Origin of the sequence: Vibrio sp. MMG023 (assembly GCF_021654215.1) — a bacterium.
GTDB lineage: Bacteria > Pseudomonadota > Gammaproteobacteria > Enterobacterales > Vibrionaceae > Vibrio > Vibrio jasicida.
In genome coordinates this window covers 479,769-500,539 of record NZ_JAKFZP010000005.1, presented here as the reverse complement: position 1 = coordinate 500,539, position 20,771 = coordinate 479,769, and the positions used below count along the sequence as shown (strand labels likewise).

The 20,771-nt window shown below is 43.9% G+C and carries 19 protein-coding genes; 13 read left to right on the top strand and 6 right to left on the bottom strand.

The genetic code is table 11. The annotated features are described in order from the left end of the window. Positions 1 to 75 precede the first annotated feature (75 nt). Positions 76 to 1,788, top strand: coding sequence for a S8 family serine peptidase (locus L1076_RS27015; protein WP_275424168.1), 1,713 nt, complete (start codon positions 76 to 78; stop codon positions 1,786 to 1,788). Between the two features lie 95 nt (positions 1,789 to 1,883). Here the strand turns inward: L1076_RS27015 and L1076_RS18590 are convergent, their stop codons facing one another. Beyond that, positions 1,884 to 4,391 (bottom strand): Ig-like domain-containing protein, encoded by a 2,508-nt coding sequence (locus L1076_RS18590; RefSeq protein WP_237304250.1) that lies wholly within the window; start codon positions 4,389 to 4,391, stop codon positions 1,884 to 1,886. Between the two features lie 11 nt (positions 4,392 to 4,402). Then, on the bottom strand, positions 4,403 to 5,461 hold the full coding sequence (locus L1076_RS18585) for an OmpA family protein (protein WP_237304249.1): 1,059 nt from the start codon (positions 5,459 to 5,461) through the stop codon (positions 4,403 to 4,405). Positions 5,462 to 6,196: 735 nt separating this feature from the next. Between L1076_RS18585 and L1076_RS27010 the strand changes: the two genes are divergently transcribed. Together L1076_RS27010 and L1076_RS18570 are read left to right on the top strand one after the other, a co-directional pair. Continuing rightward, a complete protein-coding gene (locus tag L1076_RS27010; RefSeq protein ID WP_275424167.1) occupies positions 6,197 to 7,474 on the top strand; it encodes a PAS domain-containing methyl-accepting chemotaxis protein in 1,278 nt (425 codons plus the stop codon). Positions 7,475 to 7,992: 518 nt separating this feature from the next. Continuing rightward, the gene (locus L1076_RS18570; protein ID WP_038871201.1) at positions 7,993 to 8,196 is read left to right on the top strand and encodes a hypothetical protein; all 204 of its coding nucleotides are present in this window, start codon (positions 7,993 to 7,995) and stop codon (positions 8,194 to 8,196) included. 8 nt (positions 8,197 to 8,204) lie between these two features. Here L1076_RS18570 and L1076_RS18565 read toward each other — a convergent pair whose 3' ends face one another. Then, on the bottom strand, positions 8,205 to 9,485 hold the full coding sequence (locus L1076_RS18565; protein ID WP_237304248.1) for a mechanosensitive ion channel family protein: 1,281 nt from the start codon (positions 9,483 to 9,485) through the stop codon (positions 8,205 to 8,207). A gap of 294 nt (positions 9,486 to 9,779) precedes the next feature. On the opposite strand from L1076_RS18565, the gene L1076_RS18560 reads away from it, so the two are divergent. Beyond that, positions 9,780 to 10,343: a DUF308 domain-containing protein gene (locus L1076_RS18560; RefSeq protein WP_038871184.1), complete on the top strand. Its 564-nt coding sequence runs from the start codon at positions 9,780 to 9,782 to the stop codon at positions 10,341 to 10,343. 177 nt (positions 10,344 to 10,520) lie between these two features. Continuing rightward, complete coding sequence (locus L1076_RS18555) at positions 10,521 to 10,940, top strand: cupin domain-containing protein (RefSeq protein WP_237304247.1); 420 nt, start codon at positions 10,521 to 10,523, stop codon at positions 10,938 to 10,940. Between the two features lie 62 nt (positions 10,941 to 11,002). Here L1076_RS18555 and L1076_RS18550 read toward each other — a convergent pair whose 3' ends face one another. Beyond that, the gene (locus L1076_RS18550; protein ID WP_237304246.1) at positions 11,003 to 11,905 is read right to left on the bottom strand and encodes a DMT family transporter; all 903 of its coding nucleotides are present in this window, start codon (positions 11,903 to 11,905) and stop codon (positions 11,003 to 11,005) included. 120 nt (positions 11,906 to 12,025) lie between these two features. Here L1076_RS18550 and L1076_RS18545 point away from each other — a divergent pair, with 120 nt between their 5' ends. The 8 genes from L1076_RS18545 to L1076_RS18510 all read left to right on the top strand — a co-directional run bounded on the left by L1076_RS18545 (position 12,026) and on the right by L1076_RS18510 (position 19,113). After that, complete coding sequence (locus L1076_RS18545; protein ID WP_010647662.1) at positions 12,026 to 12,508, top strand: MarR family transcriptional regulator; 483 nt, start codon at positions 12,026 to 12,028, stop codon at positions 12,506 to 12,508. A gap of 185 nt (positions 12,509 to 12,693) precedes the next feature. Next, entirely contained in the window at positions 12,694 to 13,128 is a 435-nt protein-coding gene (locus tag L1076_RS18540; RefSeq protein ID WP_104046761.1) for an Mpo1-like protein, read from the top strand. Positions 13,129 to 13,143: 15 nt separating this feature from the next. Continuing rightward, positions 13,144 to 13,407, top strand: coding sequence for a hypothetical protein (locus tag L1076_RS18535; protein WP_275424166.1), 264 nt, complete (start codon positions 13,144 to 13,146; stop codon positions 13,405 to 13,407). An 83-nt stretch (positions 13,408 to 13,490) separates the two neighbouring features. Beyond that, positions 13,491 to 14,039, top strand: a complete 549-nt coding sequence (gene cyaB, locus L1076_RS18530; RefSeq protein WP_020197363.1) for a class IV adenylate cyclase — start codon at positions 13,491 to 13,493, stop codon at positions 14,037 to 14,039. A 139-nt stretch (positions 14,040 to 14,178) separates the two neighbouring features. Further along, positions 14,179 to 14,508, top strand: a complete 330-nt coding sequence (locus L1076_RS18525; protein WP_104035325.1) for a hypothetical protein — start codon at positions 14,179 to 14,181, stop codon at positions 14,506 to 14,508. A 201-nt stretch (positions 14,509 to 14,709) separates the two neighbouring features. Beyond that, positions 14,710 to 17,193: an ATP-binding protein gene (locus L1076_RS18520; RefSeq protein ID WP_237304245.1), complete on the top strand. Its 2,484-nt coding sequence runs from the start codon at positions 14,710 to 14,712 to the stop codon at positions 17,191 to 17,193. A 172-nt stretch (positions 17,194 to 17,365) separates the two neighbouring features. Beyond that, positions 17,366 to 17,980 (top strand): sugar O-acetyltransferase, encoded by a 615-nt coding sequence (locus L1076_RS18515; protein ID WP_237304244.1) that lies wholly within the window; start codon positions 17,366 to 17,368, stop codon positions 17,978 to 17,980. Positions 17,981 to 18,165: 185 nt separating this feature from the next. Continuing rightward, positions 18,166 to 19,113: a DMT family transporter gene (locus L1076_RS18510; protein ID WP_237304243.1), complete on the top strand. Its 948-nt coding sequence runs from the start codon at positions 18,166 to 18,168 to the stop codon at positions 19,111 to 19,113. A gap of 82 nt (positions 19,114 to 19,195) precedes the next feature. Here the strand turns inward: L1076_RS18510 and L1076_RS18505 are convergent, their stop codons facing one another. Both L1076_RS18505 and L1076_RS18500 read right to left on the bottom strand, forming a co-directional pair. After that, positions 19,196 to 20,287, bottom strand: coding sequence for a hypothetical protein (locus L1076_RS18505; protein ID WP_045423562.1), 1,092 nt, complete (start codon positions 20,285 to 20,287; stop codon positions 19,196 to 19,198). Between the two features lies 1 nt (position 20,288). Continuing rightward, positions 20,289 to 20,768 carry a hypothetical protein gene (locus L1076_RS18500; RefSeq protein ID WP_038872766.1) on the bottom strand — a complete coding sequence of 160 codons (480 nt, stop codon included), beginning with the start codon at positions 20,766 to 20,768 and terminating at the stop codon, positions 20,289 to 20,291. Between the last annotated feature and the right edge of the window lie 3 nt (positions 20,769 to 20,771).

The window sequence follows — 20,771 nt, the reverse complement described above, 5'->3', positions numbered from 1 at the left end:
AATGTTGCAAGAAACCTAAATTAGAAATACTAGCCACAAATTACGTTTTTCATGGAATCTCATAAGGGTGAAAACATGAATAATTACAAGAGATTATTTCTTTGCGCCTTGCCGGTTGCGCTGCATTTACCAGCCAATGCATCTCAAAGTGAAACTTACATCGTCCTCCTAGATGATGCGAGTTCACCAAAGAAAATGACGCGAAGTACACAGGTTAATTCTGTCAAAGAAAAAGCAAATCAAGTATTGCAACGTTTGGCGAACGTGCCTGAGTCAGTTCACACGCGTTCGTCCCGAACTCATGCCCTCATTTTGGCTGATAGTATCTACCAAAACCTCAATAGCTTCTCTGTAAAACTATCGACAGGTCAAGCCGAGAAGCTAAAAGAGATGACGGAGGTTAAAGGTGTTTATCCAGACGTTATCTTTAGCGCGGACGGTGTACATGGCCAGAATTCACAACGAGTCGCTTCTTGGGGATTGGATCGTTCTGACCAACGTGAGCTGCCTTTGGATGGAGAATACGAAGTAGGGCGATACACCGGAAAAGGCGTATCAATCTATGTTATCGACTCAGGTATCGATTTTTCTCATCCGGATTTTAGGGGGCGTGTTCAATCTGGTTGGGACTTTGTTGATAACGATAGCGATGCTTCTGATTGCCATGGTCACGGTACTCACGTTGCGGGTACAGCCGCTGGAGGTAAATATGGTATCGCACCGGAGGCAGACATCTATTCGGTGAGAGTCTTGAATTGTGAGAACAAAGGTTGGGGAAGCCAGATTCTTAAGTCTTTTGATTGGGTCATTGAACATGCTAAACAACAAGGTCAGCCAGCTGTCATCAACTACAGTATTTCTCGAAGTTCTCGTTGGGCTCCACTCGACCAAGCGGTTGATAGGCTTATTACTGAATACAACCTGCCATTTGTACACGCGGCTGCGAACAATAACACCGATGCCTGTACCAAAACACCTCACTCTGAATACTCAATAACGGTTGGGGCATCCACCAACGACGATTACCGTTGGTATAGCTCTAACTGGGGGGAGTGTGTCACGCTGTTTGCTCCAGGAGCCAACATTATTTCCGCCCGCAACCATGGTGGTTATCAATCAATGTCCGGTACCTCAATGGCAGCACCACATGTAGCCGGTCAAGTTGCACGATTGTTAGAAGCAGAGCCCGAAGCATCGCCGAGTGAGTTAAAACGCTTGCTGATAGAAAATAGCACGGTAAACGCTCTTTACAATGTGGGCGGCGGTTCACCAAATCGTTTGTTGTACGTCAAGAGTGAAGACAGTACAGACGTAAACCAATCTCCAATCGCTGTCGCAACCAGCAACCAATACGAACTGACAGGTGCTGGGACGATAAGTTTAACTGGGGTTGCTTCTCGCGATCCGGATGGCGACCAATTGATCTATCAATGGCAGCAACTCGCCCCTTCAAGCCCTCTTGCTATTTTGGCATCACCTTCCGCCTCAAAGACGAACGTAGTCTTTGATGAAAGTGGAGCCGCCATTACTTACCGCTTCTTATTAACGGTAAGTGATGGCGTAACTTCTGATTCTGCAGAAGTGAGAGTGGTGCAAAAAGCACAACCTACCACTCCCAACGGTGTTCAATGGGAGTCGAGCAAAACTTACGCTTCTCCTTGCGAACGCGTCTCTTGGAAAGGGAGTGAATGGGAAAACCAGTGGTGGACAGTCGGTAACGAACCGGGTGCTGGAGGCATATGGTGTGTGTGGCGAAAAGTTGGAGGTTCGAACAATCGATGTGGATGAACGCGATTTTTCAATAATGAATTAAATAGCGGTTGAGCCAATTAAAAAAGGATGGTCATTTACAGCCATCCTTTTTATATATCAAGCGTTAAGCACTATTTGTGTTCACAGATAACAAATGCATGCGAGTTAGGGTCTTGTCCTGAAATCTCGAATTTCGCCGTATCATCGTTAAAGAACACAGAGTCACGGTATTCAAACCAAGAGTCGACCTCGCCAGTGCTCATTTTTGTCGTCCAGAAATAACGAAAGTTGAGTGGCCAAGTTGACGTTTCATCATTGCCTTCATTCAAGTAGGCCGCTAGCGATGTTGGATTTGATGCCAATTCCTCACCTCTTAGCTGACACTCAGCAATGGCTACATCAATCTCTACTGCAGCATAACCATAAATATCAGGGCCAGGTCCAGGCATTTGAGTTGTACCTGTGCTGTCGACATAAACGATCTCTTCTTTTGTATCTTCCTCATATACGGTTTCATCTGCTAATAATGGACGACGATATGGACCAACTACATTCAATGCTGTTGTTGCATCTAGCGTTAAACCATCAAATTCTCCAGATACGGTAATATTGGTGCTACCTAGCTTAATCCCAGTAACTGTGCCTTTATCCTCAGCAGCGTTAGAGACAGAAGCCAAAGAGGTGTCCTCTATCACCCAAGTTGAACGGTCATCTGCAGTTAAATCAGTAGTGTTGCCATCAGATAGTTCTCCAATCGCCTTCATTGTTAATGTTTTTCCAACAGCAACTTCGTTATCTGTCGTGTCTATAGAAATACCAACAATAGTCGCATTGTTAATGGTGAGTTCTCCTGATGATTGCCAGTTCTCTCCGTTAACGCTTGCTGAGGCTGTGATGCTGGTTACACCGACAGCAACGCCGGTAGCAACACCATTTCCGTCAACTTCTCCGTTTGTTACTGTTGCTACTCCGGTGTTGCTAGAGCTCCAACTTACTTCTGGGTTATTCGTTACATCGAGTGATGTCGAATCGGAAAGCGTTGCGGTTGCGATAAAAGAAGTAGGCAATCCAAGTGCCGAAGCGCTGATTGCAGGTGTCACTTGGAAATCAGTAATGACAGCCTTAGTAACTTCTAAATCTGCCGTTGCTTGTAGGGATTGACTACCTAATACTCCGGTGGCAGTTATCGTTGTTTTGCCTACGGATTCACCTTTTACTATTCCTTTGCCATCCGCATCATTGCTTACTGTTGCGATAGTTGCTTCACCTGTAGTCCAGCTAATTGCGGCATTGTTTGTAACATCCAATTCACTGTCGTCAGAGAAGACTGCAGTTGCGCTAAATTGCTTGGTTAACCCAACAGGAGTGTTTGCTGATTGCGGTGAAATAATAATGTTCGTTACGACCGTCGGTGTGACAGTCAATGTGGCACTGTCTGAGAATCTCTGTGCTCCAACCACACCAACGGCTGTTACTGTTACATTACCTTCTGCTACCGAAGTCACTATCCCTTTATCAACCGTCGCAATAGAACTATCACTGGTTGTCCAACTAACAGCTGTGTTCTTTGTTACATCGAGAGATGTTCCGTCAGATAATTCGGCTTGGGCAATGAACTCTTGTGTTAAGCCTTCCGGTAGGGTGGCTGTTTCTGGTGTTACTGAAAGGGCAGTTACTGTCGCAGTATTGACTGTGATAGCCGTGCTGTCGGTATACTCTTTCCTAGCTACGGTAATTGAGGCTATGACATCTACTGGCGACGTGTTCGTTTTTTTAGCGTGGATAGAACCCTTGTTGCCCTCTGTATTATTAACGTCGAGCACTGTAGAATCTGTTGTTGTCCAATCTGCTTCTTGCGTTACGTCCTTTACTGAGCCATCTGTCAGAGTGACTTCTGCTTTTAATACTGTATCTAAACCTACAGGTATGGAAGTTGCGTCAGGGGAGACGTTGAAGCTTTGAATTGTGGCTTCATTCACTGTCAATACTGCTGTGTCGGAAAACTCTTTATCACCTACCATGCCTTGCGCTTTAATCTCAGACGTACCCGCAGTTAAACCCAAAGCTTGTCCTTTGTTGGTACCATCATCATTAATTGAGGCAACTGCTGTATCGCTGCTACTCCAAGTTAATGCGGGGTTTTTGGTAACATCAATGACTTGCCCGTCAGACATAATGGCTTCGGCTTTAAATGCTTGACTTAATCCCTTCGCAACAGAAGCAGTTTTTGGTGTCACGAGAAGCTCGGTGACCGCAGCATTTGTGACAGTTACATTTGAGGTATCCTCAACGATAGAGCCATCTTTGTTGATGCCTTTTGCAGTAATAGTTACTTGTCCAGTTGAAACACTGGTTAATGAACCTTGATTGTCGATAGTTGCAATGTCGTTATTGGAAGAGGACCAACTTAGTGAAGGGTTGGACGTTACATCGACAGTTGTACCATCATCTAACGTAGCAATTGCCTCGAATTGAAGTGGTAGCCCAACAGGGATCTGAGCATTTTTAGGAGTGACAACGATGGAAACTGCTTGATTAATTCCCCCGTCTGGTACATCAACCAGCCCTTCATCTCCATTGTTACATCCTGCTAAAAGGATGCTGCACAATGAAAGGCCAAATAGCCATAACTTCTTCATTTTTTTACCTCTTAGTTCGTCTTATTTGGCTTGTCAGTAGCTTCTAGAGTTTGATTAATTGTTGTGTCGAATCGTACTTCAACACGACGGTTTTGAACTCGCCCTTGTTGCGTATCATTTGAAGCAACGGGATTTGCTTCACCTTTACCGACGACGGTTAAGCGAGATGCATCAATGCCTTTTTCTGTCAGATAGGCAGCAACTGCTTTAGCACGTTGCTCTGATAAGCGTTGGTTGTAAGCTTCAGAGCCGGAATTATCGGTATAACCTAGGATTTGTACTTTATCTTCAGGATAGGACGTGAGTTGTTCTACGAGTAAATCTAGCGACTGATTCGTGACAACAGTAGTAGAGTCAAACGCAAATAACGTTTGTGCACTGAGAGAGAGCGGTTTCTCAATAGTTACATAACGAATCGCTGGTTCAATTGGTTTAGGCTCAATGATGGGTGTCTGCTGATTGAAGTGATACGTTAATCCAATAGACGTGAAGTGGGAGTCTGCTTGTCCCACGTTGCTATCTCCAATTCCATCAATGAATTGATATTCGCCTCGTACCGACCAGTTTTGGGAAAGTCGATAGCTAACCCCTAATGAAGAGAGTACGTTCCAGTCGTGACTACTTGAATCTCCCTGAGTTCTAGAGATTTCTTTCTCGATATATTGGTATGCACCCCCTAATCGGGTAAACACATTTATACGTTCGGTTAGAGGATAATCTAGCTTGACAGCAATTTCTCCGCCATAAACGTCTGCAGAGACATTGCCTATGGAATAACGAGCATCTGGTGAACCATAAGATGTTGCTCCACCTTCAAGAGCAAACCAAGAATTGAATTGATAGCCCCCGTATAAGCCATAGCCCAAAGTATCATCGGTGCAATCTAAAGCAGAAGTGCCACATGCGCCATCATAAGCAGCCCAGCCAAGACGTCCACCTAAATAAAAGTGTCCGTTTTGAAAAGGCGGCAACTGGGTTAAATTTTGGTTCGAAGCTGCCAAGAGTGTTGTATCGGTAGAATCTTGTACAGAAGAGCTGGGGGAAGCGGTTGATGGTTCAGCGTGAAGCATTGGTATGTAAATTACCCCCGTAGCGACCACTAAGCTGCGAAAAATTAAGTTCATATTCATCTCATTTATATTAACTGCGACTATTTGTGGAAAGGCTTATCGTTTGCTTAATAAGGTCGAGTTAACTTATCTATGTATCTCAAAACTTAAAAGCAGCAAAAATAAACCCTTACTTTTATGATGGTGAATTATAATCAACTTAATGAATAGACTCTGGATCGCAAAAAACACAAAAAAAGAACATCTGGTGATATTTAGGAAAAAACCTACACTTAATTGTGGAAAATTTGTTTGAATTTGTAGGGGGTAAATTGAACCAGCCCAAGCCAGGCTACATTACAAATTTTATTAAGCTTTAGTCTGTTAGCAATGTTCAATTAACTCGGTAGTGCCATTTGAGCACATTCATTTAGTATGCTTTAATTTTCTTCTATATTTGTTGCATATAAAATTAGCATGATATTTTAAGTTAGATATTTATTGAAAGATCTGGGAAATGGTTTTTAACGCTAAACAATAAATTTGGAAAATAAATCAAATAACCAACAAGGTAAGAATTAACTGACGCTTTTCTGCGCTCAGTCTGATTCTGCACAGAGATTAAGTTCAATAAAGTGGCAAGAGTTATCGAACAGGGATGTGATTATATTCCGTTATAGGGAGAATGATCCCTTCCGGCGGTGATGACAGCTTCTTTAACTCACCATTACAACTACATTGAGCGAGCGATCTCCTATGTTTTTTAAAAAGAAAGAAGAAATAAATATTGTCGATGTGAATATGGACTTTGTCAGGTCGTTGTATTCATCGACTGCCGTCATTGAATTTGATCTTCAAGGCCATGTTTTAGAGGTCAGTGACTCTTTCCGATCTTGCATGGGATATGAAAGAACAGAGGTGCTCGGTAAGCATCACTCAATGTTTTGTTCTCGAGAATTAGTTTCATCACAAATGTACTCAAATTTTTGGGATGACTTAAGAGCTGGAAAAGAAAAAAGCGGTGTGTTCTCTCGAAGAGATAGAGGAGGCAATGAGGTATTTATTGAGGCCACATACTTTCCTATTATTTCTCAAGGTCGGGTTGATAGAGTTGCCAAAATCGCTTCGGATATTACCAAAGCGCATACAACTAGTATGAATAACCAAGATCTCTTAACAGCATTAGACAAAACCTTTGCAGTGATCTCCTTTAGTCCTTCTGGGGAGGTGCTAGATGCCAATAAGGCATTTCTAGATACTTTGGGCTATTCGAGAGAGCAGGTGATTTTGAAACATCATCAAATGTTTTGCTTTGATGAGTTTTACAAAGAAAACCCAGATTTTTGGAAAGACTTACAAAATGGAAGAGCCTTTAGCGGTCGGTTTTTGAGAAAGTCATCTACCGGAGAGAAGGTTTGGATTCAAGCATCTTATAACCCAATTTTTAATGAGAAAAATGAGATGTATAAGGTTGTTAAGTTTGCTACGAATATCACCTCAGAAGTGATGAGAGAACAAGAGTCAAAAGACGCATTGTCGATTGCTTGTAGTACATCTGTTGAGACAGAACAAGTTGCAACGGATGGTAAAAATTCAATCCATCAAGCTCAAAAGCAATCATCTGTGGTTGTGGAGCAAGTGGCAAGTTCTGTTGCTTTGATTGATACGCTTAATGAGCTTTCCGTAAGTATAGAGAATATAGTCCAAGTCATCGGCAGTATCGCAGACCAAACCAATTTGCTTGCTTTAAATGCAGCAATCGAGGCCGCGAGGGCTGGGGAGCATGGTCGCGGTTTTGCCGTAGTTGCAGATGAAGTTCGTGTTCTTGCGTCGAAAACATCGAGCTCGACAAATGAAATAAGTAAAGTGGTTTCGGACAATCTTGCACTTACCAGTCAGATCTCAGCATCGATGCAGTCTATTCGTCAATCTTCTATTGAGACTGATGAGCAACTGTTACTGGTCTCTTCAGTCATTGATGAAATACAGAGGGGAGCAGAAAATGTGGCAAAAAGCATGTCTAATCTGACGTAACTTTTGTAATGAAAGTAATAGTCAAAATCTTCAAATTAGACCTGCATATTTGGTCGATGGCTGTTCACTAAACAAGGGGTACGATCACAATGACGACGTTGAGGTACTTGTCCCTGTTGCGAAAACATGTGGTCGAATGACTCATGCACATCGGTGTGAAGGACGAAGAGACTGTTGGTAATTAGAGCAATCGATGCGGATTAACAGTTAACACTTGCTCTGGTTTAAGAGGGTTTTTCAGAGGTTAGGCGCCTCATTTTTACTTACAGAAGCGTATCTATTACCGATAACTTATCAGTTTTTATAGAATTTAATCATTCTGTTTATCGTAGGAAAAATCAGACAGAAACCTTTATTTTCAACGTATTAATGATTTTTCACACAATAATTTTGCGATTCTCGTAGGCATTCCGTTAGAAAAGTTCTGTCGTATGCTATCCAGACCACAGGAAGTATTTGCAAGAATTCTCGCTAACGCTAGTTAAGATGTTGGTCGGGAAATCATAATGAAAGATAAAATGGAAACGTATTGGGTTCAGCTTGTTGATAAAGCAAGTACGGCATCCGATCTGTCGGATTTGACTCGCTCGAGACTGCGAGGGTGTATAGGGAAGTATGGATTGCGTTACAAGGTGGAAGGGGGGGTATTGAGTGAACATCGCTACAACCGTAAAAACTTGGTGAACAGCATGGAAGGTGAAGCCGAAACTTCACCTTCCTAAGCGTGTCTTTATTTTGAGCGGCTCTTCGTTTGCTCCAGCGCGATATGAGTTGCATCATTGCTGGTCAGCATTTGATACGGCCTTAGGCCAAAGAGTGGCATAATAGAGTAGATGTGATCAAACAAGTCCGCCTGAACGCCTTCGTAATAAGCCCAGTCGGTGTTATTCGTAAACGCATAAACTTGGATTGGAATCCCTTCGGGTGTCGGCTCTAACTGCCTCACCATAATTAACATGTATTGATGGATGTCCTTGTTCGCTTTCAAATAAGCATTCACGTACGCACGGAACATTCCTAAATTGGTCATTTGACGAAGGTTACCCAACGCAGGTTCCTCGCTCATTTCATCGTTGTAGTCATTGATCTCACGAGACTTTTCGTAAATGTACTGACGTAGAATTCGAATGTTCTTGAGCTTTTCGATTTCTTGATCAGATAAAAATCGAATTGAGGTGACATCAATATTGACGGCACGTTTGATGCGTCGACCGCCGGAGTCGGACATGCCTTGCCAGTTAATGAATGCATTTTGAACCAGTGCGTAAGCGGGCAGCATACTAACGGTATTGTCGAAGTTTCGTACTTTTACTGTCGTTAATGAAATCTCTTCTACCGTACCGTTGGCGCCGTATGAGTCCATCTGAATCCAATCATTCAAGCTGATCATGCGGTTTGCAGAAAGCTGAATACCCGCGACAAATCCTAATATCGTGTCTTTAAACACCAGCATGACAAAACCTGTTGCGACCCCCAATCCAGAGAGGAAGATAACAGGGGATTCATTGGCCAATATCGACATCGATACGACAACACCTACAAAGAAGGTAAAGAGCTTAATAAGCTGAACAAAGCTCTTGATCGGCATTTTTCTCGTAATGCCTTTAAAGGTGGCAATGTCATTCAAGGCATCAAGTAGGGCGAAAATCATCCAAATAAAGATGACTAAAATCGAAATACTTAAAATGCGGTCAAAGATGTTGGCTAACCAGTCATAATGACCAACGGCTAATGGAATAAAGACATCCAAAACCATAATTGGAATCAGCAGTGAGAGTTTTTCTAAAACATCGTATTTCGTAAAGCTGTCTGCCAAGGGTTTATTGGTTTTTTGCAACACATTGTTGGCAGAGCGAACGATAAGGTGGTGAACAATCAAATAACTGATCGCAGCAGCAGCGAGGCTCGACAAAATAAAGACACTGGTGAGCTCTATTCCGTATGGATCGCTATTGATGCCGACGGCACTCAGCTTTTCTGAAATGAAAGTGCGAATATGATGATCGAGCAAAATGTCATCCTCAAAACGGGCCTGAAAACTGGGAGTGAGAATCTCAAAACAAAAAATCAAGCAGCAAGCGTTAGAAAGCCGCCAATCCTACTCCCCATCTCTTTGTTTTGCACTGCTTTAATCTAACAATCGTGAATCTTATTATTCAAAAATAGTGTATAGGCGATGATGTGATACGGGTTTAACATCCAATTCTGCAAATGGGACACGTATTTCTGTTAAGTCTGTGAACTCTCTACGGTTTTATTAGACTAGACTGAAAAGGCGGCTTGCATTTAATTTAAGAGGCATTCAATGGAAAATTCTAATCAATCACAACAACCGACTTTTTTGTCTAAAGGCTGGAAGTACTTCGTCATTGTCGGCGTCATTATCTCATTAATGGGCGTTGGTGCCATGAGTTTGCCTGTTTTGGCTGGCGTGACGATCTCGACCATCGTTGGTGCGGTTCTGTTGTTCAGTGGTCTGGTTCAGGCATACCACACGTTTTCCATTAACGTTTGGAAAGAGAAACTTTGGTACGTCTTAAGTGCCGTTTTATATATTGTTGGCGGTTTGTTTATCCTATTTAAGCCACTAGCAGGCTTAGTAACCATTACAATGTTGATGGTGATTGTGATGATCTTAAACGGTTTGACTCGTATCTTCTTTGGTTTGAGCAACCGGAGCCTACCAAGCAGCAACGTGATTGTATTCAGTGGCGTAATTTCAGTGCTTATCGGTGGTTATTTCTTCATGTTGCTCGATGATCCTGCATTCTCAACCACGCTATTGGGCACATTTGTGGGTATCTCGCTACTGATTGAAGGCATCAGCTTCATCTTTATGGGCTTACAAATGAAAAAGCTTTCCCAATAAAGGCACTATCTAGCGCTAAAACTTTGTGAAATAGAGAATGCCTGCCGATTCGGTGGGCATTTTTTATGGATGACTTAAAATCGTTCTCTATCTCACATATTTACTATTCAAGTCAGGTTCATATCTGAATCTCTCTTACTGTTTAAGCAAAGGTTATTAATAGACAAGGAGAGGGTTTTGAAACCGATTCAAACCGCAGTGATTGCACTTTCATTGGTGTTTAGCTCTGTATGGGCAGACACTCAATTGCCAGATTCAGTAGAGGCTGACCTAGTCCTAAAGACAACAACCAGTTGGGATGGCACTACGCTACCACAATATCCAAAAGGCCAACCGGAAGTCACCATTGTGAAAAATACCGTACCTCAAGGTGTGCAGCTTCCCATGCATCAACATCCTGTCATTAATGCAGGCATGGTGCTGAAAGGGGAAATCACAGTCACGAAAAAGGATGAAGATAAGATCGTACTGAAAGCCGGAGACGCAATTGCGGAAGTCGTCGACCAATGGCATTTTGGCGCAAATACGGGTGATGAGCCGGTAGAGATTTTGGTGTTTTACGCTGGAGTAGAAGATAAGCCGATAACGGTGAAGTGAAGAATGTAGAACCAAAAAGCCCGAGCCTAAACTCGGGCTTTTGTTTTTCACGTTGCAGAGTGTTACGACTCACAAGGCTTTGCGTTGTTGATGCTGCGTTTTTGTTTGAACGACATCACCAGTTGCGGAACGAGCGACATCAGGATCATGCCAAGCATCAAGCTGTATTGTACGGGAGTGAAGCTTTCGCCCATCAAGACTAAGCCCGAAACAATGCCAGCTACTGGGTTTGCGATACCACCGAAGGTAAAGTCCACGACCGACATGCGTTGCAATAGCCACACGTACATGCCGTAACCAAGTGCGGTGTTAAGGACGATGACCCACAATAGACCACCGACGTTTCTTAATGATGCGTTTTGTAGGGCGCTCATATACGGCGCTGGATTAAAGCTCGCGAAGATGGCTGCGGCGATAGAAAGAATGATGCCGCCCAAGATGAGCTGCCATGTTAGCACCGTCCACCAATGCATTCTTGCACCAAGAGACTTAGTAACGCTACTGCCGATAACGATACACATGATTGCAGATAGCATAGCGATTAAGCCAATTGGGTTGAGTGTGATCGAGCTAGGATCAAACAGGAACCACGCCAGTGCGATCAGAGCTGCGCCGCTTATCCCTTGAATCAAACTTGGTTGTCGCTTGTACACAACCCAACCAAATAACATGGCGAACACAGGTACAGAAATCATACCCACTCCAGAAATCGCAGAAGGCAAGGTCAACGCCATAACAAAGATGAGTCCGAAGAAGAGGGCTATATTGATTGTGCCGAGTACCAGTAAGATCTTCCAATCTTGTTTTTTTGGTAAGGATGGTTTGATAGCAAGCAACAAAAGGCCAGCTGGCAAAGCTCGCAGCGCGCCAAGCAACACCGGCGGCCAGTCTGGCAAAGTAAATTGTGTCACGGCGTAAGTGGTGCCCCAAAAGAACGCCGGAATCATCGCGAGTAAAATGTTCATGTTAAATATCTTTACGTTGAGATAATTTATTGTAAAGCTACGCTCGCGATGGCTTTTTGTAAAGTATCTTTATGTTAAAATAAATTCGTAAATCAAAATGTCTTTGGAGATGAAAGGGTAATGGACGCAATTGACAGAGTGGTAAGCCAGTGGGCTAAGGAAAAGCCGGAGCTCGACACCGAACCGATGGCGATTATGGGGCGTTTGATGAGAATCGCAAAGCATATGGAAAACCATGTTGCCGAGCTGCACAAACGTTACGACCTCAAAATGGGCGAGTTTGATGTCTTAGCAACGCTGCGACGCAGTGGTCAGCCATATCGTTTAACGCCATCGGAGCTGATTTCATCCATGATGCTGACGTCCGGTGCCATGACAAATAGGCTTGATAAGCTAGAGAAGAAAGGTCTGATCGCTCGTGAGCACAGTAAAGAAGACCGCCGCAGCGTCACTGTCGAACTCACAGAAAAAGGTTTCGAGTTAATTGACTCACTGATAGAGCAGCACCTTCAAGCGCAACATGAGCTGATGGGGTCTTTGAGCAGTGCAGAAAAAGGGCAGGTTAATCAGGCGTTAAAGCTTCTCTTGCCGCAGTATGAGTAATCGAGAACCTATAACCTAGTGGTTGCTAAACTAACGAAAGCGCAGCGTATTTCATTGGGATATCAGTAACATAGTTTGTGCTTGGTCGCAGATACTTTGCTTATTATCAATATCTTCGGGCAAAAACTCGCACCTTTAACTCGCACCGACTATATAAATGTTATAGCGATGTTAAAGGTGAAGTTATGCGTGAACTCTCTGAATGGTTAGAAGCCTACGGTGAAAGCCATCAAAACCCAATCAATCAAAAGATTCATAAAGTGGCGGTGCCGGGTATCTTTTTATCTGTGGTTGGGTTGATTTGGTCTTTTCCGCAAATTCCTTTGTTTGGATTCAATCTCAATTGGGTGTGGGTCGTTGCTTTACCCGCTTGGATCTTCTACTTCCGGTTGTCTCTTAGCGTATTCATGATGATGATTGGCTACACCGTTGCGTGTATTGGGTTAATCTGGTCGATGGACATACTCGGTTGGCCAGTTTTACAGATTTCGATGCTACTGTTTGGTGTGCTTTGGATTTTCCAGTTTATCGGGCACAAAATCGAAGGGAAGAAACCATCGTTTTTTGAAGACGTTCAGTTCCTTTTAATCGGGCCAATTTGGGTGTTTCGTAAGCATTAATTAAATGGGGAAGCGTTGGCATTTTATAGCGCAACCAATCTTGTCGTTAGTTTGAGTGGTGTTCCATGGTCAGATCTCTCCATGCCTGCGATTGTGTTTGCTTTTACCCGAATGGCTCATCCCGTCATGTACATTGCGGATGTTGCCATCGGCAGGACTCTGGTCGTTATCGCTGGCATCGCTAGTTGTGTGTATATGCATTCTCTCGCGTTTAAGTTTTGTGCCACGTTTTGCACAAAGTTATCTTGTGTTTCAGACCTCTCGTGGAACTCATGCTAATCTTTCGCCAATTTTAAAAGTCCTTTCACCTTGTGAAAAACAGAATAAAAAGTCGAAGCGAACAGTTGTAGAGAGGTAGTCGCGTGAGTGCACAAGATCATTTTCAGGGCCAGTTTGAAGTTGAATTGAAATACCGAGTGAAAGACAAGCGAGCGTTTTTAACCGCGCTAAGCAGCTTGCAACACGAGGTGATGTTCGAAGACAACCAAGAATCAGATTGGTTTTACGATACACCTGATCGCAAGCTAACCAACGAAAACAAAAGCTTGGTGATTCGTGAAATTGAACCATCTGGCATTAAGCTTTGGATTGTTAAAGGGCCGGAAGAAGATCGTTGCGAAGCGACAGACATCACCAAGTCTCATGCAGCAAAAAGCATGTTGGAGAACATGGGTTACGAGGTCATCCTCCATACTAAGAAGACTCGCAGTATCTACTTTGTCGGTGAATTCCATATTACACTTGACCACCTTGAAGGCATCGGTTATTTCGCAGAATTCGCGATCATGACTGATGATGAAAGCGCACTAGGACGCTACAAACAAAAACTGCAAGCACTAGCAGGCATGTTTGGTTTGGATGAGTCCAACCGAGAATTGCGCTCTTACAAACAAATGTGGACCGCTCAGTAAAATCCCCGTCATTTCTTATTGGTCTGACAAGCAACGCCCTCCAATCGCACTATGATTAAAGTAGTGCGAGCTTGCCGTCTCGCACCACCATTCCATTTCGCAGACTGATGGTGACAATGTCACTTAAACGGAGGGGGAAATGTACAACCGCGAGCACAAATACGTGTATTGGCGAGAAGAGCGCAAGAAAGGCAAATGGCACTACATAATGAAGTCTTTCTTGATGATTTGCTGTGCGTTGTTGGTTGGCAAGGTTATAGGCTTGTTTATCTTTGGTGAGCTGCAAACGGTAAGGGATATTACCGATCAGTTTCCTGCCGATGTTTTCATCATGATGCTGGTGGGGTTCCCCATTAGCGTTATTGGTTGGTATCACGAAGAGTCGAAATTCTTCCGAGCCTTAAAGCGCCGAAATAAGAAATTTAAAGCGCGCTTGGAAAGTCGCAAAAAAACCAACAAGCCAGCTTAGAAAGATGCCGCAAGATTCGAACTCTGCGGCATTTTTGCTCCAGCCAGTCCACTGTTTTCTGTTCATTAGGTTCATGTGTGATTTTGTCTTGGTGTTGTTTGCTCTCAAGGTTAACCCTAAATGAGTATGAGAATTAACCGGTTACGTATCCTACACTTATTGATGTGAAAGCGGTGAATTCGCGCAAGGAAGCATGTGCTCATGGCAAAAAAGCTCTCTAGGTTCAGTCCGAAAGCTCTATTACTCATTTTTATTGGGATGACTGCGCTCATTTACGGAGTCATTTCACTTATTGTGTTATCTCAAGAAAGTCAGGCGACAATAAAACAACTCCAAAAGGGGAATGGTCGGTTTGAGCTAGAGTCCGCCAAGATCTTCATGGAGAAGTACTTAGAGGTAGCGGAAGACCGAATCGTCCTTGCATCCCAATACCGTGGGGTTATCGATGCCGTGGTCGACAATGATGTTGAAGGGTTAGCGTTCCAGCTGGAGCGTTTTAAAGGCCAACATCAAACGATGCAATTTGCAGCAAGAGATGTTAACGGCGATTTATTGTTCGAAGACACTTTTCGTCACCCCGCATCTGAACAAGAAGTCGCGATTTTTAATGCGCTTTCCGAGTCTCGACTAAATGAGCGCATCGTGTATCTGCTGCACGATGATACTAATCACATCTGCTTAAAGCTTTTTATGCCCCTTGTGAATAACGGTGATTTTGTCGGGGTGTTATATGGTGAAACCGCTGTCGACTACGATGACTTTTTTGGTTCGTTCGTAACAGGAAGAGAGCGTTGGTATGAACTCAGTCAAACCGTACCACCACTTCCTGAACTGGCTCATTTAACTGAAACACAGGCGCAAGACCACCTCTCCCATAGCCATGAGCACGTTCCAACAGCAAGCGAAATCGACCGTTGGATTATCAATAAAGAACCCTTGAGCCGAGGTAATTTGCTTTTGACTCAAGGTGTCAGTAAATCCTTCTTGGATGAGCAATTAACGAACCTCCAAAGCAGTTTGTTAAAGGGCTTAATTGGTGTACTGATCGTGAGTTCGATTATCGTGACAGTCATAGGAAAAAGGCTGTTCGTTAACCCACACCGTGAACTAGAGAAATCCAAGCAGGAGCTAGAAGAATCTAACCTTCAATTGAAAGAAAAAGAGAAGGAGAGCGAGTTACTAGCGACCGTAGTTAAAGCCGCAAGAGATGCCGTTGTTATTACAGACCACCACGGAAAGGTTGAGTGGGTAAACAAGGCGTTTGAATCCATGACGGGTTATCAACTCGATGGCATCAAAGGTCTAGCGCCGGGCGCTTTCTTGCAAGGTGCTGATACTTCACCAGAGACGATTTCAGACATAGGAAGCGCGATTCGACAGGGTGAGCAAGTTAGGACAGAGATACTCAACTATACGAGGAACAAACAACCCTATTGGATTGATATCGATATTATCCCATTGAGGAATGAGCAAGGTGTTGTTGAGCGGTTTATTGCCATTGAACGTGATATCACAGAAGTGAAACGCTTAGAGAGTGACCTTGAAACCGAGGCGTTGAAGGCAAGGCATGCCAATGAAGCGAAATCGGCATTTTTAGCGACGATGAGCCATGAAATCAGAACGCCGCTTAATGGGCTATTGGGAATGCTACAAATACTGCTCGATGACATCCGAGACCCAGAACAAAGGAAAGTGCTGCGACTCGCATTGAACTCGGGTGAACACTTGATCTCGATTCTCAATGACATCTTAGATTTAGCCAAGGTCGAAAGTGATGCGCTTGCACTCGATATTTATCCTTTCAAAATGGCAGACATCATTACTCCGGTGGAAGTGACTTACCAGAGCTTGTGCTCAGAGAAAGGCATTGTGTTCAGCGTGGATAACCAATGCAGTGATGAATGCCAATATAGTGGTGATTCTGTGCGTATTCGGCAGGTCTTGCTCAATCTTGTCGGGAATGCGCTCAAGTTTACTAAGGCCGGTCATATTAACGTTTCCATCAAAGCGCTAGAGTCGCCCTTCGTAGAATTTTGCGTAGAAGACTCCGGTATCGGTATTCCTCAAGATCGTATGGATTCTATTTTTAATGAATTTGAACAAGCGGAAGTGTCGACGACTCGGCAGTATGGTGGCACCGGATTGGGCTTAGCGATTTGTCAAAAATTAGTGACTCTTATGAATGGCCAAATCAGTGTTGAGAGCGAGTTAGGAAAGGGAAGCCAGTTCCGCTTTGTAATTAGCTTACCGAGTGCTTCGGGCGAGGCCATTGAAGAGAAAACAGAGGATGTGAAGGTTGAAGATCTCTCTTCCGTTCACGCGCTGATTACGGATGACAATCGGATGAATCAAATCATCGCCAAAGTCTTTTTAGATAAGTTAGGGGCGAAAAGTCACACATGCAGCAGTGGACAAGAAGCGCTGAACTTGTTGAACGAGCAGTCTTTCAATCTCATCATTATTGATAACCATATGCCAGAAATGAGTGGCATTGAGGTCGTTAAGCGAATTCGCGAGCAAGGGCTGGATGATGTCGTGATCTTCGGTTGGACTGCGGATGTGATGCAACAATCGACACAATCTTTTATCGATGCGGGTGCAGATGAAGTTCTTGCCAAACCACTCATCAAAAAGGATCTCATGGATGCTTTGTCTCGGCATCTACCTAACGCGTCCAAGGAGTAAGCGTCGCATTTTTGTCTGTGAAGAAACAACTCATCATAGATGAAAACGTGCCTCAGGTTCATTACTTCACCTTGCTATAAAGTAAGGCGCGAATTTCATGACTTTTGGCAAGCCTTTCTTATTCTGACTCTGCTAAATTCCAACCAAGAACATCCCCTCAACAGGAATAATAATGGATAAGAAAACCATGTTGCACAGCCAAAAAGTGTACTTCTGTAACGATGAAGAATTGGCGGCAATGCAAACCGAATGTCTTGAGATCTTATACGATTACAACCACACACGTCCTTCGGAATCAGAAAAGCGGGGCGAGATACTCGGGCGTCTGCTCGCGTCTGTTGGTGAGAACTGCTACATCGAACCGCCTTTAAGAGCGAACTGGGGTTGTCACACTTACCTTGGCGACAATGTTTACGCAAACTTCAATCTCACTTTGGTCGACGATACCTACATCTACATTGGAAATAGCGTGATGATTGGGCCTAATGTCACCATTGCAACAGCAGGGCACCCAATCGATCCCGATTTGAGGCGAGACGTCGCGCAGTTCAACATGCCGGTTCGAATCGGAGATAACGTATGGATTGGTGCAAACTCGGTGGTATTACCGGGTGTGACGATCGGAGAAAACTCGGTGATTGGCGCGGGCAGTATCGTAACTAAGGATATTCCTGCCAATGTGGTAGCCGTTGGTAACCCTTGTCGAGTGCTCAGAGAGGTCGGACAACACGATAAAGAGTACTATTTTAAAGACCGTAAGCTTGAACAAAATATGTTCAGTGGTTAGTCTGAACCTTCTACCCGAATAGGAAAGTAAAATGATCATCCGCACAACCAACCTCTGGTGGCTCCTCCTTCTAATGCCAAGCAGTCGGTAGGTTGAGTTGTGCCTGGCTGCGAGTAGATGCAGCCAGAATCGTATTCTATCTCGTAGCCTTGTATGAACAGAAAATGTGTTATCAAGGAGAGACAATGAATACGGCATCCGAATCCAATCCACATTCAGAAAACAAGCCAACTAAGCCATTCAAACAACCGATCAATTCGGTCACATTAGGCGTATTGTTTGCACTCGCGGGAACATTACTTTTTTCTATAAAGCCAATTTTCGTCAAAATGGCCTATCAGCATGGTGGTGATGCCGTTAGCATCATGACGCTGCGAGCAATGAGTTCATTACCCGTGTATCTTTGTATTTTGTTTTGGATGCTGCGTAAATCTGAACATCGGACACAAGTGAAAAGCCACGGATTAAAAGCTGCGGCAATTGGTGTGTTGGGCTATTACTTAGCTAGCTATTTAGACATTACTGCACTTAACTATATTTCCGCTCAATTGGAGCGCTTGCTGCTTTTCCTATTTCCAACGTTTGTTGTGTTGATCATGTGGTTAACGCAAGCTCAAGTACCTAATCGTAATATCATCATCGCGGCTTTGGTTGGTTATGTAGGCGTTGGATTGATTGTTGCCCACGACCTTTCTCAATATGGGGATCAGATATGGTTAGGTGGTGGATTAGCAGTATTGTCTGCTTTTGTCTTTGCAGTTTACTTAGTGATGAGTAAAGGGAGTATTGCCAAGCTTGGTAGTACAATCTTTACTAGCATCGGGATGGGCAGTGCGGGTGTAGCGATTCTAGTTCATCTGGTTTTCAGCGACTTAGATCTACAAACATTGAGTCATGAACTTATCATCATTGGTGTATTACTTGGATTGTTTTGTACTGTGATTCCGTCTTATTTGATTGCGGCCGCGATGGCGAGGTTAAATCCGACGCATTTAAGTTTGGTGAGCAATGTTGGCCCTGCAATGACTGCGCTTTGCGCGATTCTAATACTGGGTGAGTCTTTTACTTGGTTTCATGCCGTAGGGATGACTTTGACGATCCTCTCCGTGGTGATGATAAACCGAAACAAGTGATGTGTTGAGTTAATAAATCAAGAGACTTCAAAGCAGAGCAGGTCGAGAACGTTCGACCTGCCTTGTAGTTAACTGACTAAGGTTAGAAGACGAAGTTAACCATGATGGTGTAAAGATTGGCTTCATCTTCCGGTGGTGTGTTAACAAACGCACCAGAGGCATTGCGATAAGCGTTGAAGTGTTGCCACTCTGCATTGAGTGAAATGTTGTAATGAACATCGTATCTCACACCGAACAGGTAACTGTCACCGACACGATGTTCGTGGTCATCAAACTGTTGGCCGTAAGTCACGTATGGTGTGAATCTGTTGAGATTATATGTCCCTTGAACGTACCAGGCAGAAGCGATGTCGTTGGTTTGGCCCTCAACGGTTAACGTTAGCGCATCAAACTCGTATTCTGCCCCAAGAGAAAACAGCTTGATGCTTTGGTCTTTAGCGTTCAGGGTTTGATCTGGCACTTGCACTACACCAACCCCTGGGATATTCGTAGTGAGGTTGGTAAGTCTCGTCTCTTGGTCGTAGTTGGAGTCTAAATAGGTAAAGTTCCAACGGTAGTAATCACCACTCAGAATGAAGTTAACGCCGTACATTTCATTGGTCTTGAACGTCAATTCGGTATTGGCGTTAAAGTCGACCGTGCTTTCATCATGGAAACCGATGAAAGGTGTCGTGGTTAACGTCATGCTGTCGTTCAAGTCGTAATTCCAAAGCACCGACAAACCATTGTAAGCGGTGATGCCTAATATGCTGTCGTAAACCTCATTTGGTGGGCGAGCAGGGGTAAAGGCATGTCCCACGTAGTAGTACTCCGAAGCGAGAAAGACAGGCATTCTTAAGCGGCCACCTCGAAACTCAACGTTTCCATAGGTGTACGCCAAGTATGCCCATTCTAATTGAGGCTCACTCCAATGATCTTGTGGACGTTTCACCATTTGTACAGAAGCTTTGAAAGCATCGTAAAAGAAGTCGAGTTGCACACCAAACGTTGTATCACAGTCGTAACAGTTTTCGTCATCGATAAAGCGATTGACCAGCAGTGGTGTCTCGTTATCGGATGTCGCCCACGAGGTTGAACCAAATCCGCTGAGTGACAAATTATCGGTAATTTCTATGGTTGCGAAGCTCGGAAAAGCCAGACCACTTAGTGCAATTGCGATGAGTGATTTCTTCATATTATTTCTCCGAACTGACTACGTAGAGGATTTGTGCATTAGAAGGCAGACTACTCACCGGTGCGTAACCTATGCGATTAGGTTTTTCTTTCATCCATTCCAATAGAGCGTTCATATCTGAACTATCAATGACTTTAGGCGGGCGTGCTTTGCCAGAAAAAGACAAACTCGCCCAATGCGCATTCATCTGTGCGACGTTCTTGTTAAGTAAATAGCGATAAAACTCAGATCGCTCTGACGATGTGTCTGGCCAGTCTGACAGTTCAATTCGTTTCCCTTGTAAGCGTTTGGTTTTTCCACGGTAGAGTTTTCTCGCTTTAGTAATATTTAATTCACTAAACTCTGAGTCGAGAGAGAATATGGCGTATTGATCCGCGGCTAGAGCCTCGCTATCGAACGACATGAGCAACGCGAAGGCAATCAGCGCAGTCGTCAATCCTCTCGCCATGCTGTTTTTGGAAATAAAGAAATCGGTATGCATATC